The sequence below is a fragment of the Bradyrhizobium sp. 17 genome, from assembly GCF_023073515.1.
In the GTDB taxonomy this organism is placed as follows: Bacteria; Pseudomonadota; Alphaproteobacteria; order Rhizobiales; family Xanthobacteraceae; genus Bradyrhizobium; species Bradyrhizobium canariense_D.
In genome coordinates this window covers 328,469-341,942 of sequence record NZ_JADPJQ010000130.1, presented here as the reverse complement: position 1 = coordinate 341,942, position 13,474 = coordinate 328,469, and the positions used below count along the sequence as shown (strand labels likewise).

Genomic DNA, 13,474 nt, shown 5'->3' with positions numbered 1-13,474 from the left:
CTGGGTTGAACCTGACCGGCCTCTTGCGTAAAACGGCGCCATGACAATGGCGTCCGACCCGAAAATGATCCCGCAATCCGGCCTTCTCTCCGCGGAGGCCAATCAGGCTGCCGCGCTCGCGACCTTCGGCGGCGTGCTCACCGTCGATCTCGATGCCATCATCGCCAATTGGCGCAAGCTCGAGAAGACGGCGGTGCCGGCCGAATGCTCGGCGGTGATCAAGGCAGACGCCTATGGCTGCGGCGCCGAGCAAGTCGCGCGTGCCCTGAACAAGGCCGGCTGCAAGACCTTCTTCGTCGCCACCATCGGGGAAGCGCGCAAGGTGCGCGCGGCGGTGCCGGAGCCTGCGATCTACGTGCTCGGCGGCTATTTCCAGAACACCGGCGAGCACTACGCCCAGATCAACTGCCGCCCCGTGATCGGCGATCTCAACGAGCTCGCCGAATGGGACGTGTTCTGCCGCCGCACCGGCTGGACCGGTGGCGCCGCCATCCACATCGACACCGGCATGAATCGGCTCGGCCTGACGCTCGCGGAAGCGCAGGCCATTATCCCCCGCATCAACGCCGGCGATCACGGCATTACGCTGGTGATGAGCCATCTGGTTTCGGCCGAGCAGCTCAACAACCCGGTGAATGCCAAGCAACTCGCGGCCTTCCGCGGCATCGCCAGCGAATTCTCCGGCGTGCCGGCGGCGCTCGCCAATTCGTCCGGCGTCTTCCTCGGCGCGCCCTTCCAGTTCGACATGGTGCGGCCGGGCGCCGCGCTTTACGGCGTCAACCCGACGCCGGAGGCTGACAATCCGATGCAGCCGGTGGTCGATCTCAAGGCCCGCATTGTGCAGATCCGCAATGTCGAGCGCGGCGAGAGCGTCGGCTATGGCGGCACCTGGACGGCACGGCGACCGACGAAACTCGCGATCATCGCGGTCGGTTATGCCGACGGCTATTTCCGCGCCGCAAGCTCCAATGACGGCACCCGCGGCGCCGAGGTCATCGTCGCCGGCAAGCGCTGTCCGGTCGCCGGCCGCGTTTCGATGGACCTGATCGCGATCGATATCACCGATCTGCCGCCGAATGCGGCGCGGCGCGGCCACATGGTGACGCTGCTCGGCGAGGGCATCACCGTCGACGAGCTCGCGCATCATTTCGGAACGATCGGCTACGAGGTGCTGACCAGCCTCGGCCGCCGCTACGCCCGCATCTACAAGGGCGGAAATGTGGTGGAGCCGCTGGCCAAGCCTGCTTCCGCGCAGGCGGTCGAGCAGCAGACGCCCGCTCCGCCATCGATCGAACAGCCCGCAAGCGCGCCGCCGCTGCCGGGCTGAGCGACTTGCCGCCTACTTCTTTTTCCTGCTGTCCAGCGCCGTCTTGCAGGTTGCGCTGAGCTTGTCGCGCTTGGCGTTGAGGCAGGCGAGGATGCCGCCGCCCGGCGCAATGCCGGCGCAGAATTTGTCGTAGTCGGCCTTGCACGCGCCGCGCGGATCGGATGATTGTGCCGAGGCAACCCCGGAGAACGCAACGGCGACGGCGATGACGGCAAAGCTCAACTTGGACATTGTTTCTCCGGTAGCGGAAGGCAGGAGCCGGTAGCTCTACATGAAGATCGCGACATTCAACATCAACAACATCAATCGCCGCCTGCCCAATCTGTTGGCATGGATGCGAACGGCGAAGCCAGATGTCGTCGCACTTCAGGAGTTGAAGGCAAGTGATGGCGAATTTCCGGCGACCGCGATCGAAAAGGCCGGTTACGGCGCAGTGTGGTGTGGACAGAAGACCTGGAACGGCGTCGCCATCCTGGCCCGCAATGCCGAGCCCATTCTCACCCGCGATCGCTTGCCGGGAAAACCTGCCGATCACGAAGCCCGCTACATCGAGGCCGCGGTACGCGGTGTCATCGTCACCAGCATCTACCTGCCGAACGGCAATCCGCAGCCGGGACCGAAATTCGACTACAAGCTCGACTGGTTCGCGCGGCTCAAGCGCCATGCCAGAACCTTGCTCAAGCAGGAGCTGCCCGTGGTGCTCGCCGGCGACTACAACGTTGCACCTGATGAGCTCGACATCTATCCGACGCGCTCGTGGGACAAGGATGCCTTGATCCAACCGAAGAGCCGTGCGGCCTTTGCCTCGCTGCTGGCACAAGGCTGGTGTGACGCGATCCGCGAACTGCACCCCGAGCAGCGCATCTACACCTTCTGGGATTACAAGCGAAACCGCTGGCCGCGAGATGCGGGCCTGCGGCTCGACCATCTCCTGCTCAGCCCTGCCCTCGTCTCACGCCTGGCAAAAGCCGGCGTGGACAAGAAGGTTCGCGGCGAAGAAGGCGCGAGCGACCACGCACCGGCGTGGGTCGTGCTGCGCTAGGTCAACGCCCGTAATACTCCTGCACCGTGTCCCACGCTGCTTTCTGCAGCAGCTCCACCGTCGGGCCGTCCAGTCCCATCGTGTAGGAATTGCCGACCGGCGAGCGGCCGGTCAGCGCGGCGAACGTCACGCAGGTCGCCAGATATGTGCCTGCGGGGCTCGGGTGCCGCTTGTCCGGCGCATACAGATTGAGCTCGGGCTGCAGCTTGCGCACGCGCGCGAAGGCAAAACCTGCGGGGATCACCAGCGCATCATTGGCATTGCCTGCGATTGTGTAGGCCTCGGCCAACGCTTCCGTCATCTCAGGCTTGTCGGCGTAAGCCCAGGACATGAACAAGACCGGCCGCATGCCGTTGGCGCGGACGATCTCGCTGTCCTTCTTTACGAAGGTCGTGAACGCGTCCTTCAATTGCGGATGGATGGGGCACTGGCTGCAATCCATCATCACGACGGCGTCGTACTGCCTGCCCGGCTTGTTGAAGACGACGTTGTTCTGCTCGTCGAACGAATAGGCGCCGAGGCCACCCGGCCGCAGCAGGTTGTCCATGTCATGCCAATCGAGGCCGGAACCGCCGATCGTCGCCATGGTGTTGCGATAGGCCGTCTTGTTTTCAGGGTCCGCAGCCCGCTCCATGAAGGAGAGATGCCCGGGCATGCCGTTGTTGTAATAGAAGAAGCTGTTGCCGACGAACAGCGCGGCCTTGGGGAAATCCGGTCCTGATGTCGTGACCTTGGGCCTGGTCTGCGCCTGCGCATTGAAGCCGGCTACAACGGCCAGACACATCGCGAGCATCACTCGCGCGAAAAGACGCATCATCGGCTTCCTCCCCTTTTTCTGTCGGGCCGGAAACAGATCAGCTTTTCAAGAGGGCCTCAAGAGCACGGACGAGCAGCAGACATGCGCGAGAGCGCATGCTCACCATAAATTCTTGCCATCGATCATGGTCACCGGCACGGTCTCGAGATCGAACTCGTCGAACAGGCGCGCGTTGACGGCGACCCTCGGATTGTCGAAATCGGGCTTGCCGGTCGACCAGTCCGGCGACTCCGAATAGGTACCGCAGCCGCAGCTTGCGCAGAAATGGTGTTTGACCGTTCGGCTGCCCCAGAGATAGGTCGCGAGGTTCTCCGCGGGCGACAGCAGCCGAAACTGCGCCGGCGTGTAATAGGCCCACAACGCGCCGCGCTTGGCGCAGAGCGAACAGGTGCAACGGGTGACGCTCGCGGGCGCCTCCGTCACCTCGAACACCGTCTCACCGCAATGACAGCTTCCCTCGACCCGCATGACCCACTCTTTGTTTTGTCAGGAGATGGTCGTAGCCGGACCCTGCTGCCAACATGCTGTCAGCAGCGCGCAGCCGGACTTGCCCCATGTGCTGCGAGCACCGACTTGCCGCGCCAACTCAACAAAAACATGAAAAACAACCCCATGCACAGTAGCCGATGGCTGGCAAATCAATGGGTTACGCATGCTCCGAAACACTGATTTGACGCGTCGGGCAAACACTGGCGGGATGTTTTCAGAAGCGGTCGTCGACACGGTGGAGCGTGGACTTCATCGCAGCAGCGCGTCATGCGATGCGAAGGGCCTACGGGAGACAGCTCGGGCTTCGATATGAAGGGGCAGCCCGTCGACGCCCCTCTTCGGGGACGTCGACGGCATGAAATTGCGATGGCAAATTGCAATCCTTGGTGCTGCTCTAACCGGCGCAGCTCTGAGCTACGCTTATACTCATACCGCAATCGGGGTGACTGAGCCGTGCCGGAGAAGTTCTTCGGGCGAGGTGGTGGTCTGTCCTCCGCCCTACAAGCCATAAATTGTTTGTGCCTGTCACAAGCTTCCGACCGGATGACCTCGTAGGCGACTTGAATTGCCTCCTTGTCCTCCGTTGCAGGATGAGGACGGAGGACGAATTACTGCGCCTCGGCGATCTTCGCTCCAGATGACGGCATCTGCGCGTGAGTTGCCGAGGGCCGGTTCGGCGGTGATGCCGGGTCCGGTAATCGGAAAGCGGCGTCGGCTGGCGCTCCCTGGGGTGCTCGGCGGGCAACGGTCGTCGGAAGCACGATCACTTTCGCGCCGACTTTCACGCGATCATAGAGGTCAACGACGTCCTCATTGGTCAGTCGGATACAGCCGGACGAGACCCGCTTCCCGATCGTATCGGGCTTGTTGGTGCCGTGAATTCGATATTCGGTGTCGCCCAGATACATCGCCCGAGCGCCGAGCGGGTTGCCAGGACCTCCTGCCATGAACCGCGGCAGATAAGGCTGACGCGAGACCATCTCCGCAGGCGGATGCCAATCCGGCCATTCTGCCTTACGAGCCACAGTCTGCTCACCGGACCATGTGAAACCTTCGCGGCCAACACCGATGCCGTAGCGCAGTGCCTGCGCGTCGTTCAGAACGAGATAGAGGAATGTGTTCTTGGTATCGATGATCACGGTGCCCGGCGTCTGGCGGCTGGCGTAGTCAACCACCTGCCGCACGAATGCTCCGGGAACGTCAGCCGCTTTGGGCGGTTCGACCAGAGGCGCCGGGGCCGTAAGCGGAGCCGAAGCCGGCGTCGGAGCTGATGCATGAACAGGCGTTGAGACGTAAACCGGAGTTGATGACGCTTGGGCTTCGTGCGCGGACGGCTTTCGTGCCGGTTGCACGTTCGCCGGTCGGGACAGCAAGCCGTACCCCAACGCTGCGACGGCGACGGCGCCAACTGCAACTCTCGCGGCCATCGGGATTGCGAACGTCTGCGCCTTTCCGCGTTTGGCTCGCTTACCCATACTCTTCTTCCCCCAGGTCACTATGCCCAAGAGAGGTACCCAGTAAGATTTAAGAAACTTCGAAGCGATTTCGCTCAGACTGGAACCGTCGGCGATGGTTAACGCCGGGCTCTCGGCAAGATAAGGTTCTCTCGCCTCGCGGATCGCCCGCGCCGCTGGCCGCGGCTAAACTCTCCCGATTCGTGGAGACTGGTTTGGCTTTCTTGTTCGTCCTGATCGTCGGCCTCGTCGCAGGCACCATTTCCGGCATCGTCGGCACGGGCTCGTCGATCATGCTGATGCCGGTGCTGGTCTATGCCTATGGGCCAAAGGAGGCGGTGCCGATCATGGCATTGGCCGCCGTCATGGCCAACTTGTCACGAATCCTGGCCTGGTGGCGCGAGGTCGACTGGCGGGCCTGCACGGCTTATTCGGTGACAGGCATTCCAGCCGCCGTGCTCGGCGCGCGGACGCTGCTGGCCCTGCCCTCGCACGCCGTCGATCTCGCCATCGGCGTCTTCCTGATCGCGATGGTGCCGGTTCGGCACTGGTTGGCGCGGCACGATCTCAAGGCCAATCTCTGGCATCTGGCGATCGGCGGGGCCGTCATCGGCTATCTCACCGGCATCGTCGTCTCCACCGGCCCGCTCAGCGTGCCGCTATTCCTGTTCTACGGCTTGTCCCGCGGCGCTTTCCTCGCCACCGAAGCGGCATCTTCGCTCGGGCTCTATGTTGCGAAATCCGTGACTTTCGAACGTTTCGGCGCGCTGACTGGCGATGTGTTCGTCAAAGGCCTGGTCGCAGGATCGTCGTTGATGGCCGGCGCCTTCATCGCCAAACGCTTCGTGCTGCGCTTGAAGCCGGAGATGTTCCGCTTGGTGATGGACGCAATCATGATCGCGGCCGGCCTCTCCATGCTCTGGAACGCGGCGCAGCCGTAGCCGGGCTTCGGGGGGGCGCCGGGGCTCACTCTCTCGACCCGTCATTCCGTGCTATCAGCAAACCTGAAACCCCCGACTCGCTGTCCCCGGACTCGCTGTCCCCATGGCCAAGAACACACTTTCCTTCGTCTGCCAGAACTGCGGCGCGGCCTATAACCGCTGGCAGGGCAAATGCGAGTCCTGTGGCGAGTGGAATACGCTCGCGGAGGAGGACACGACCGGCAGCGTGCCGGTGTCGATCCGCTCCAAGCGCAAGGGGCGGACCTTCGCGCTCGAGAGCCTGTCCGGAAAAACCCAGGACGCCCCGCGCCTGTCCTCCGGCATGACGGAGCTCGATCGCGTGACCGGCGGCGGCTTTGTCCGCGGCTCGGTGCTGCTGGTCGGCGGCGATCCCGGCATCGGCAAGTCGACGCTGCTGACGCAGGCCACAAGCCTGCTCGCGCGCGCCGGACACCGCGTCGTCTACATCTCGGGCGAAGAGGCGGTCGCGCAGGTGCGGTTGCGCGCCGAACGGCTCGGGCTGTCGGATGCGCCGGTGCAGCTCGCCGCCGAAACGTCGGTCGAGGACATTGTCTCGACGCTGTCTGAGGGCGCGGTGCCGCGGCTGATCGTGATCGATTCGATTCAGACCATGTGGACCGACACGGTGGAATCGGCACCCGGCACGGTGACGCAGGTGCGCGCCTCGGCGCAGGCCCTGATCCGTTTTGCCAAAAGGACCGGCGCGGCCATCATCCTGGTCGGCCATGTAACCAAGGACGGACAGATCGCCGGCCCTCGCGTGGTCGAGCACATGGTCGATGCGGTGCTGTCGTTCGAGGGCGAAGGCTCGCAGCAATTCCGCATCCTGCGCGCCGTGAAGAATCGTTTCGGGCCGACCGACGAGATCGGCGTGTTCGAGATGACCGGGCTTGGCCTGCGCGAAGTCACCAATCCTTCCGAGCTGTTTTTGTCGGAGCGCGATCTCGGCACGCCCGGCACCGCAGTCTTCGCGGGTATCGAGGGTACAAGACCCGTTCTGGTCGAATTGCAGGCACTGGTGGCGCCGACCTCGCTCGGCACCCCGCGCCGGGCCGTGGTGGGCTGGGATCCGAGCCGGCTATCGATGGTGCTGGCGGTGCTGGAAGCCCATTGCGGGGTGAAGCTGTCCGGCCACGACGTCTATCTGAACGTCGCGGGCGGCCTGCGCATCCACGAGCCCGCGGCTGATCTGGCCGCCGCGGCGGCGCTGGTGTCCTCGCTGGTTAATGCGCAGTTGCCCTCCGATGCGGTCTATTTCGGCGAGATCTCGCTGTCCGGCGTGGTGCGCCCGGTAGCGCAGACCCCGGCCCGGCTGAAAGAAGCGGCAAAACTCGGCTTCCAGCGTGCCGTTCTGCCCGAATCGGCCCGGGGCGAAGCCGGCGGCGATGCCGGCTTGTCGCTGAACGCGATCAACAGCCTGACGACATTGGTCGCCGAGATCGCCGCACGCGGCTCCCGGCGGGGCGACTCGAGCGCACCGGCAGAGAAAAATGCCACACCAGCAAGATTCCGCCGTGGAGAGGGTTAGCCGGTGGTGACGTCCCCCGCCCTCGCCGCTATACAGCCGTCACAAAAGCAGCATGGGATTGCGTGGTTGCGGCCTTGCCGGGAACGTCGTCTGGCCCTCACTTAGGGCGGCGGCCAAGCACCGATTCGCTGAGCACCTTGAAGTACGAGCGGACCAGACCAGCCGATGCCAGTAACCATCCTCGACCTGATCCTGCTCGGTGTGATGCTGATTTCGGGCCTGCTCGCCATGGTTCGCGGCTTCATGCGCGAGATCCTGTCGATCGCGGCCTGGGGCACGGCGGCGATTGTCACGCTTTATTCATTCTCGAAGCTGCTGCCGACCGCAAAGACCTATTTCAACAACGATACCGTCGCGAGCGTGGTCGTGGTTGCCGGCGTGTTCGTGGGCACTTTGGTCGTGGTTTCCGTGATCACGGTCCGGATCTCCGACATGATCCTGGATTCGCGCATCGGCGCACTGGACCGCACCCTCGGCTTTCTGTTCGGGCTGGCGCGCGGACTTTTGATCGTCGTGGTCGCCTTCCTGTTCTTCACCTGGCTCGTGCCGGACAAGCAGCGCCCGGATTGGGTCACGGGGGCCAAATCCCGCGTGGTGCTGCAGGGAACCGGGGATTGGCTGATGGCCCTCTTGCCTGACGACCCCGAGAACACCATCTTGAAGAGATTCAAGAAAAACAAACCAGATGAAGAGCAAACTGATTCCGAGCAGCAGCCTTCGGGCAGTGGCGACGGATACAGCAAACCGGCTCGTGACAGCCTTAAAAAGCTGATCGAGAAACCCGCGGCGCGTTGATTAAGCCCTAACGAGAGGCTCGGACGAGATGCGAAATCCTGACCAGGACGCCCTACTTGATCTCGGCCCGGCCGCGCTGGAACTTCAAGACGATCTGGAGGGGGATACGCTGCGCGAGGAATGCGGCGTCTTCGGCATCTACGGCCACCCCGATGCCGCCGCCATCACGGCGCTCGGCCTCCATGCCCTTCAGCACCGCGGCCAGGAAGCAGCCGGCATCGTCTCCTATGACGGCGGCCGCTTTCATTCCGAACGCCGCCTCGGCCTCGTCGGCGACACCTTCTCCCGCCGAGAGGTGATCGACCGCCTGCCCGGCACAATGGCAGTCGGCCATGTCCGCTATTCCACCACCGGCGCGACCATCCTGCGCAACGTGCAACCGCTGTTCGCCGAACTGAATGCCGGCGGCCTTGCGGTCGCCCACAACGGCAATCTCACCAACGGCCTGACGCTGCGCCGCGAGCTCGTGAGGAACGGCGCGATGATGCAGTCGACCACCGACACCGAGGTGATCCTGCACCTGGTCGCGCGCTCCAGGCGCAGCCGCTTCATCGAGCGCTATATCGACGCGCTGCGCGAGATCGAGGGCGCCTATGCGCTGGTGTCGCTGACCAACAAGAAGCTGGTCGGCGCGCGCGATCCGCGCGGCATCCGTCCGCTGGTGCTCGGCGAACTCGATGGTTGTCCGATCCTGACCTCCGAGACCTGCGCACTCGACATCATCGGCGCACGCTTCGTCCGCGACATCGAGCCCGGCGAGGTCATCGTGTTCGACGAGAACGGGCAGGACATCCACAAGCCGTTCCCGCCGATCGCGCCGCGTCCCTGCATCTTCGAGTACATCTACTTCTCCCGTCCGGATTCCATCGTCCACGGCCGCTCGGTCTACGAGGTGCGCAAGGCCTTTGGTGCCCAGCTTGCGCGCGAGAGCCACGTGCCGGTCGATGTCGTGGTGCCGGTGCCGGATTCCGGCGTGCCCGCGGCGGTTGGCTACAGCCAGCATTCCGGCATCCCGTTCGAACTCGGCATCATCCGCAACCACTATGTCGGCCGCACCTTCATCCAGCCGACGCAGGCGATCCGCGAATCCGGTGTGCGCATGAAGCATTCGGCCAACCGCGCCGCGATCGAAGGCAAGCGCATCATCCTGATCGACGATTCGCTGGTACGCGGCACCACCTCGAAGAAGATCGTCCGCATGATGCGCGATGCCGGCGCCAAGGAAGTGCATTTCCGCCTCGCCTCGCCGCCGATCCTCTATCCCGACTATTACGGTATCGATCTGCCGGACCGTGGTGGTCTTCTTGCGGCGACACATTCGCTGGAAGAGATGCGCGAGATCATCGGCGCCGACTCGCTCGCCTTCCTGTCGATCGACGGCATGTACCGCGCCATGGGCGAGCCCGGCCGTGACCCCGCCAATCCGAAATTCTCGGATCATTGCTTCACCGGGGCTTATCCGACCCACCTCACCGACCAGACCCAGACCGAGCAGCAGCCGCGGCAATTGTCGTTGCTGGCGGAGGCGAGCTAGGCTCGTCGTCCTGGCGAAAGCCAGGACCCATTACCACAGGCCTTTCTGGTTCGAAGAAGGTGTGACAATCATCTTCCCTAGCCATAAACGTCACGGCGTATGGGTCCTGGCTTTCGCCAGGACGACGCTGGATAGAACCTTTCAATGACAAATCCCCTCGCCAACCGCATCGCTCTCGTCACCGGCGCCTCGCGCGGCATCGGCTTCGCCACGGCAAAAGCGCTGGCCAGGGCCGGCGCGCATATCGTTGCGGTCGCGCGCACGCAGGGCGGGCTGGAAGAGCTCGACGACGAGATCCGCAAGGACGGCGGCAGCGCCACGCTGGTGCCGCTCAACCTCACCGATTCCGACGGCATCGCGCGGCTCGGCGCCGGCCTGCACGAACGCTACGGCAAGCTCGACATCCTGGTCGGCAATGCCGGCGTGCTCGGCCCCTCCTCGCCGATCGGCCATATCGAGCTGAAGGCCTTCACCGACGTGATGGCGGTCAATGTCTCCGCGAATTTCCAGTTGATCCGCTGCATGGAGCCGCTGCTCAAGCAGTCGGACGCCGGCCGCGCGGTGTTCGTCACTTCCGGCGCGGCCAACAAGGCGACCGGCTATGTCAGCCCCTACGCCGCCTCCAAGGCGGCGCTGGAAACGCTGGCGCGCGCCTGGGCGCAGGAGACCGCGAACACCAAGCTGCGCGTCAATCTGTTCAATCCGGGCCCCGTCCGCACCCGGATGCGCGCGACGCTGATGCCGGGCGAAGACCCAACGACGCTCGATACAGCCGAGCAGGTCGCCGAATTCATCGTGCCGATGTGCGCGCCTGATTGGACCGAGACCGGCAAGTTCTACGACTACAAGACCCGCAGCCTGATGAGCTTCCGCTCGCCGGCCTGATTGACTTGACGGCCTCCCCGCGATTGACTGCCCGCGCTCAAGCGGCAGCAAGCCGCAAGCCAATAAAGGGAGGTTGCCATGGCGCCATGGCGGAATCGCGCAGGCTTTAAGCGTGCGCTCGCAAATGTCTCTCGCGTCCTCTCCGTTCTGATCGTGGCCGTCGCGTTTGCGCTTCCGGGCGCGGCGACCGCCGGCGATGTCCCGACCTTCGCGGTCGATGCTTCCTGGCCAAAGCCGTTGCCGAACAACTGGATCCTCGGCCAGGTCGGCGGCATTACCGTCGACTGGCAGGGCCACATCTGGGTGATCCATCGTCCCCGCTCGCTCACCGACGACGAGAAAGGCGCGAGCCTCACTCCGCCGCGCTCGAAATGCTGCGTCTCGGCGCCGCCCGTGCTCGAATTCGACACGGATGGCAATCTGCTGCGATCGTGGGGCGGCGCGGGCGAAGGCTATGAATGGGTTGGCCGCGAGCACGGCATCGAAGTCGACGAGCGCGGCTTCGTCTGGGTCGGCGGCAATGCCGACAATGACAACGCGATCCTGAAATTCACGCTCGACGGCAAGTTCGTCGCGCAGATCGGCAAGATCGCGCCGAGCCTCGGCAGCAACGACACGACCCAGCTCGGCAAGCCCGCCGAGACCGCGATCGACAAGGCCGCCAACGAAATCTACGTCGCCGACGGCTACGGCAATCGCCGCGTCATCGTGTTCGACGCGACCACGCTCGCCTACAAGCGGCACTGGGGCGCCTACGGCAACAAGCCCGACGATACCAAGCAGGCTCCTTACGATCCCAAGGCGCCGGTTGCGCAGCAATTCGGCAATCCGGTCCACTGCGTGAAGCTCGCCAATGACGGGCTTGTCTACGTCTGCGACCGCATCAACAACCGCATCCAGGTCTTCAAGACGGACGGCACCTTCGTGAAGGAGTTCTTCTTCGAGAAGAACACGCTCGGCAACGGCGCGGTGTGGGACATCGCGATCTGGCCCGATCCGAAGCAGACCTGGCTGCTCAGCGCCGACGGTGAGAACAACGAGATCAGGGTGATCAGGCGCGAGGACGGCAGCGTGGTCGGCAGCTTCGGGCACAATGGCCGCAATGCCGGACAATTCCACTGGGTGCATGCCATGGCGATCGACGCCAAGGGTAACGTCTATACCGCCGAGGTCGACACCGGAAAGCGGATCCAGAAATTCAAGCTGACATCGGACGCGCTGAAATAGCCTCTCGACGCATTTTGCCCAAAAGTTAACGGAGGGATGACGCTGCGACGCAGCGTCATCCGGCTTTAGGCGCATTGCCGCCGGCCGTGGGACACGGTAGAGCCATCAGCCGGAACAAGGCTCCGTTCAAGAGAGCCGTCCGCATGTTTGACAATGGAGGAAACCTTTTATGACGACGACGTTAGCGCGCCGCTCTGCGGCCCTTCTGGCCTGTGCCGCCTTCGGTTTTGCCACATCCGCCTTCGCTCAGGACAAGACTGTCAAGATCGGCGTGCTCAACGACATGTCGAGCCTCTATGCCGACATCGGTGGCCCGAACTCCGTGGTCGCGATCAAGATGGCGGTCGAGGATTCCGGCCTGCTCAAGAAGGGCTGGAAGATCGACGTCATCAGCGGCGACCATCAGAACAAGCCTGACGTCGGCGTCAACATTGCCCGGCAATGGATCGACAACGACAAGGTCGATGCGATCGCCGACACGCCGAATTCCGGTGTCGCCCTGGCGGTCAGCAACCTGGTCAAGGAAAAGAACTCGGTGCTGCTCAATTCCGGCGCGGCCTCCGCCGACCTGACCGGCAAGGCCTGCACGCCGAACACGGTCTCCTATACCTACGACACCTACATGTTGGCCAACGGCACCGGCAAGGCGCTGACCAAGGCCGGCGGCGACAGCTGGTTTTTCCTGACCGCAGATTATGCCTTCGGCCATGCGCTCGAACGCGACACCACCGCGGTCGTGACTGCGAACGGCGGCAAGGTGCTCGGCAGCGTCAAGCATCCGATCAATACCGCGGACTTCTCGTCCTTCCTGCTGCAGGCGCAATCGTCCAAGGCCAAGGTGGTGGGCCTTGCCAATGCCGGCGGCGACACCACGAACTCGATCAAGCAGGCCGCCGAGTTCGGCATTGTGCAGGGCGGGCAGAAGCTCGCGGCGCTGCTGCTGTTCATCAACGACGTGCATTCACTAGGTCTGAAGACCGCCCAGGGCCTGACCTTCACGGAATCTTTCTACTGGGACATGAACGAGCAGACCCGCGCCTGGTCGAAGCGATTCTCGGCGCTGGCCAACAAGAATGCGATGCCCTCCATGACGCAGGCCGGCAATTACGCGATGGTGCTGCATTATCTCAAGGCGATGGACGCGCTCGGCAGCAATCCGCATGACGGCGCCAAGGTCGTCGCCAAGATGAAGGAGCTTCCGACCGACGATCCGCTGTTCGGCAAGGGCCCGCTGCGCGAGGACGGGCGTCGTCTCATCCCGGCCTATCTGTTCGAGGTGAAGAAGCCCGAAGAATCGAAGGGACCGTGGGATTACTACAAGCAGATCGCCACGATCGCGGCGGAAGACGCCGCCAAGCCGCTCAAGGACAGCGAGTGCCCGCTGGTGAAGAAGTAAGGGCGTAGCTTGCGCAAC

13 protein-coding genes are annotated in these 13,474 nt (G+C 63.8%); 9 read left to right on the top strand and 4 right to left on the bottom strand.

Annotation, left to right across the window (positions count from 1 at the left end; all coding sequences use genetic code 11):
- Positions 1-46 precede the first annotated feature (46 nt).
- A complete protein-coding gene (alr, locus tag IVB13_RS37865) occupies positions 47-1,327 on the top strand; it encodes an alanine racemase (RefSeq protein WP_018459127.1) in 1,281 nt (426 codons plus the stop codon).
- A gap of 12 nt (positions 1,328-1,339) precedes the next feature.
- Here alr and IVB13_RS37860 read toward each other — a convergent pair whose 3' ends face one another.
- Positions 1,340-1,558 (bottom strand): cysteine rich repeat-containing protein, encoded by a 219-nt coding sequence (locus IVB13_RS37860; RefSeq protein WP_247368767.1) that lies wholly within the window; start codon positions 1,556-1,558, stop codon positions 1,340-1,342.
- 40 nt (positions 1,559-1,598) lie between these two features.
- Here IVB13_RS37860 and IVB13_RS37855 point away from each other — a divergent pair, with 40 nt between their 5' ends.
- Positions 1,599-2,369 carry an exodeoxyribonuclease III gene (locus IVB13_RS37855; RefSeq protein WP_204510983.1) on the top strand — a complete coding sequence of 257 codons (771 nt, stop codon included), beginning with the start codon at positions 1,599-1,601 and terminating at the stop codon, positions 2,367-2,369.
- 1 nt (position 2,370) lies between these two features.
- Here IVB13_RS37855 and IVB13_RS37850 read toward each other — a convergent pair whose 3' ends face one another.
- The 3 genes from IVB13_RS37850 to IVB13_RS37840 all read right to left on the bottom strand — a co-directional run bounded on the left by IVB13_RS37850 (position 2,371) and on the right by IVB13_RS37840 (position 5,150).
- Positions 2,371-3,186, bottom strand: a complete 816-nt coding sequence (locus IVB13_RS37850) for a hypothetical protein (RefSeq protein ID WP_018459130.1) — start codon at positions 3,184-3,186, stop codon at positions 2,371-2,373.
- A gap of 99 nt (positions 3,187-3,285) precedes the next feature.
- Entirely contained in the window at positions 3,286-3,654 is a 369-nt protein-coding gene (locus IVB13_RS37845; RefSeq protein WP_018459131.1) for a GFA family protein, read from the bottom strand.
- 629 nt (positions 3,655-4,283) lie between these two features.
- Positions 4,284-5,150, bottom strand: a complete 867-nt coding sequence (locus tag IVB13_RS37840) for a L,D-transpeptidase (RefSeq protein ID WP_085352901.1) — start codon at positions 5,148-5,150, stop codon at positions 4,284-4,286.
- Between the two features lie 194 nt (positions 5,151-5,344).
- Between IVB13_RS37840 and IVB13_RS37835 the strand changes: the two genes are divergently transcribed.
- The 7 genes from IVB13_RS37835 (at position 5,345) to IVB13_RS37805 (ending at position 13,456) form a co-directional block, all read left to right on the top strand.
- On the top strand, positions 5,345-6,070 hold the full coding sequence (locus IVB13_RS37835) for a sulfite exporter TauE/SafE family protein (RefSeq protein WP_018459133.1): 726 nt from the start codon (positions 5,345-5,347) through the stop codon (positions 6,068-6,070).
- A 103-nt stretch (positions 6,071-6,173) separates the two neighbouring features.
- On the top strand, positions 6,174-7,619 hold the full coding sequence (gene radA, locus IVB13_RS37830; RefSeq protein ID WP_018459134.1) for a DNA repair protein RadA: 1,446 nt from the start codon (positions 6,174-6,176) through the stop codon (positions 7,617-7,619).
- Positions 7,620-7,784: 165 nt separating this feature from the next.
- A complete protein-coding gene (locus IVB13_RS37825; RefSeq protein WP_007592055.1) occupies positions 7,785-8,414 on the top strand; it encodes a CvpA family protein in 630 nt (209 codons plus the stop codon).
- 28 nt (positions 8,415-8,442) lie between these two features.
- Positions 8,443-9,948, top strand: coding sequence for an amidophosphoribosyltransferase (gene purF, locus IVB13_RS37820; protein ID WP_018459135.1), 1,506 nt, complete (start codon positions 8,443-8,445; stop codon positions 9,946-9,948).
- A gap of 144 nt (positions 9,949-10,092) precedes the next feature.
- Positions 10,093-10,833, top strand: a complete 741-nt coding sequence (locus tag IVB13_RS37815; RefSeq protein ID WP_085352899.1) for an SDR family NAD(P)-dependent oxidoreductase — start codon at positions 10,093-10,095, stop codon at positions 10,831-10,833.
- Between the two features lie 78 nt (positions 10,834-10,911).
- Positions 10,912-12,060, top strand: a complete 1,149-nt coding sequence (locus tag IVB13_RS37810) for a hypothetical protein (RefSeq protein ID WP_085352898.1) — start codon at positions 10,912-10,914, stop codon at positions 12,058-12,060.
- Between the two features lie 169 nt (positions 12,061-12,229).
- Positions 12,230-13,456: an ABC transporter substrate-binding protein gene (locus tag IVB13_RS37805; RefSeq protein WP_247368771.1), complete on the top strand. Its 1,227-nt coding sequence runs from the start codon at positions 12,230-12,232 to the stop codon at positions 13,454-13,456.
- Positions 13,457-13,474 lie beyond the last annotated feature (18 nt).

Excerpts from the sequence above, each read along its gene's own strand:
- IVB13_RS37855 (WP_204510983.1), top strand. The coding sequence starts at position 1,599 with ATGAAGATCGCGACATTCAACATCAACAACATCAATCGCCGCCTGCCC.
- IVB13_RS37815 (WP_085352899.1), top strand. The coding sequence starts at position 10,093 with ATGACAAATCCCCTCGCCAACCGCATCGCTCTCGTCACCGGCGCCTCG.
- IVB13_RS37810 (WP_085352898.1), top strand. The coding sequence starts at position 10,912 with ATGGCGCCATGGCGGAATCGCGCAGGCTTTAAGCGTGCGCTCGCAAAT.
- IVB13_RS37840 (WP_085352901.1), bottom strand. The coding sequence starts at position 5,150 with ATGGGTAAGCGAGCCAAACGCGGAAAGGCGCAGACGTTCGCAATCCCG.
- IVB13_RS37845 (WP_018459131.1), bottom strand. The coding sequence starts at position 3,654 with ATGCGGGTCGAGGGAAGCTGTCATTGCGGTGAGACGGTGTTCGAGGTG.
- radA (WP_018459134.1), top strand. The coding sequence starts at position 6,174 with ATGGCCAAGAACACACTTTCCTTCGTCTGCCAGAACTGCGGCGCGGCC.
- IVB13_RS37805 (WP_247368771.1), top strand. The coding sequence starts at position 12,230 with ATGACGACGACGTTAGCGCGCCGCTCTGCGGCCCTTCTGGCCTGTGCC.
- IVB13_RS37850 (WP_018459130.1), bottom strand. The coding sequence starts at position 3,186 with ATGATGCGTCTTTTCGCGCGAGTGATGCTCGCGATGTGTCTGGCCGTT.
- IVB13_RS37860 (WP_247368767.1), bottom strand. The coding sequence starts at position 1,558 with ATGTCCAAGTTGAGCTTTGCCGTCATCGCCGTCGCCGTTGCGTTCTCC.
- IVB13_RS37825 (WP_007592055.1), top strand. The coding sequence starts at position 7,785 with ATGCCAGTAACCATCCTCGACCTGATCCTGCTCGGTGTGATGCTGATT.
- alr (WP_018459127.1), top strand. The coding sequence starts at position 47 with ATGGCGTCCGACCCGAAAATGATCCCGCAATCCGGCCTTCTCTCCGCG.
- purF (WP_018459135.1), top strand. The coding sequence starts at position 8,443 with ATGCGAAATCCTGACCAGGACGCCCTACTTGATCTCGGCCCGGCCGCG.